This is a genomic window from Protofrankia sp. CiP1_Cm_nod4, assembly GCF_982290645.1.
Genome location: NZ_CEVIVC010000014.1, coordinates 11,954 through 13,432, shown reverse-complemented (window position 1 = coordinate 13,432; position 1,479 = coordinate 11,954). Strand labels below are relative to the sequence as shown.

Here is a 1,479-nt window from a genome sequence, read left to right as displayed (position 1 = left end):
GGCGGTACCCGAAACGCCGGGGGCGCCGGGGGCGCCGTCCGCCGCCGGCCCGTCGTCGCGGCTGGCCCGCCGGCTCGCCGGGCTCGCCCCGCGGGAGCGCGACGCCGTCCTGCTCGACCTCGTCCGCGCGGCGGTGAGCAGCATCCTCGGGCACACCGGCCCGGCCGCGGTCAGCGCCGGGCGCACGTTCAGGGACCTCGGCCTGGACTCGATCGCGGCGGTGCAGTTCCGCGGCCTGCTGGCGGCCACCACCGGGCTGGCGCTGACGCCCACACTGACCTTCGACCACCCGACGCCCGCCGCGCTCGTCCGCCATCTCGCCGAGATCGTCGGCGTGGCCGGCGCGCCCGCCGGCACCGGCGCCGCTGGGGCCGCTGTGGGGGCCGCGGGCGGGAGCGGGACGGGAGCCGGCGCGGACGAGCCGGTCGCGATCGTCGCGGTCAGCGGGCGCTGGCCGGGCGGGGCCGACTCCCCCGAGGCGCTGTGGGACCTGCTCGCCGCCGGCCAGGACGCCATCGGCGGGTTCCCGACCGACCGCGGCTGGGACCTCGACGCCCTGTACGACCCGGCCGGCGCCGACGAGCACGGCACCGGCCGGCCCGGCACGTCCTACACCCGCCAGGGCGGCTTCCTCGACGGCGCCGGCCTGTTCGACGCCGCGTTCTTCGAGATCTCCCCGCGGGAGGCCGCCGCGATGGACCCCCAGCAGCGGCTGCTGCTGGAGGCCTCCTGGGAGGCGCTGGAGCGCGCCGGGATCGACCCGGTGACGCTGCGGGGCAGCTCGACCGGGGTGTTCGTCGGCGCCACCCCGCAGGACTACGGCCCGCGGCTGCACGAGGCCACCGGCGCGGCCGGCGGGTACGCGCTCACCGGCGGCCTGCCAAGCGTCGCCTCCGGCCGGGTGGCCTACGCCCTCGGCCTCGTCGGGCCGGCGATCACCGTGGACACCGCCTGCTCGTCGTCGCTGGTGGCACTGCACCTGGCCGTGAGCGCGCTGCGCTCCGGCGAGTGCGGGCTCGCGCTGGCCGGCGGGGTGACCGTGATGTCGACGCCCGGCATGTTCACCGAGTTCTCCCGGCAGCGCGGGCTGTCCGTGGACGGCCGCTGCAAACCGTTCGCCGCCGCCGCGGACGGCACCGCCTGGGCGGAGGCCGTAGGCGTGGTCGTGCTCGAGCGGCTGTCGGACGCGCGCCGCCACGGCCACCGCGTGCTGGCGGTGGTACGCGGCAGCGCGATCAACTCCGACGGCGCGAGCAACGGGCTGACCGCCCCCAACGGGCCGTCCCAGCAACGGGTGATCAACACGGCGCTCGCGGGCGCCGGCCTGGCCCCCGCCGACGTCGACGTCGTCGAGGCCCACGGCACCGGCACCACCCTCGGCGACCCCATCGAGGCCCAGGCCCTGCTCGCCACCTACGGCCAGCACCGCCCCGCCGGCCGGCCGCTGCTGCTCGGCTCGGTCAAGTCCAACATCGGCCA

The 1,479-nt window shown here is 78.2% G+C and carries 1 protein-coding gene; it reads left to right on the top strand.

Features of this window, described 5'->3' with window-relative positions; translation table 11 throughout:
- The coding region (locus AC5LSR_RS04925; RefSeq protein WP_493468209.1) for a type I polyketide synthase at positions 1-1,479 on the top strand (1,479 nt) is incomplete at both ends.